Source organism: Flagellimonas flava, assembly GCF_050617915.1.
Classification (GTDB): Bacteria; Bacteroidota; Bacteroidia; order Flavobacteriales; family Flavobacteriaceae; genus Flagellimonas; species Flagellimonas flava_A.
In genome coordinates this window covers 1-255 of record NZ_JBODQE010000098.1, presented here as the reverse complement: position 1 = coordinate 255, position 255 = coordinate 1, and the positions used below count along the sequence as shown (strand labels likewise).

Sequence of the window (255 nt, the reverse complement as noted above, 5' to 3'; positions counted from 1 at the left end):
CACGTAGGGGTCCCACTTGCTCTTCTTGCACGCCGGGCGCGCAGCCGCAGGCTTGTCAGCAGCCTTTTGCTGGGCTGGATGGTTCAGGTTCTGTTCGACCCGTGCTTTTTGCAGGGTCTGAGCGGGGGCGCTGGCGTGAAAGTCCTTGCAGTTTTGGGAGTCTCGCCAGCTTTCATGCAGCACCCATTGTCCTGGGGGCTGGTCTTTGCGCAATACATCGAAGCGTAAACAGGCGCTGTTGGCCCGGGCTTGTTC

General features: G+C 60.4%; 1 protein-coding gene. It reads right to left on the bottom strand.

Features of this window, described 5'->3' with window-relative positions:
* A partial coding sequence (locus ACRHOZ_RS21135; RefSeq protein ID WP_431130294.1) for an antibiotic biosynthesis monooxygenase occupies nt 1-255 on the bottom strand: 255 nt, incomplete at both ends.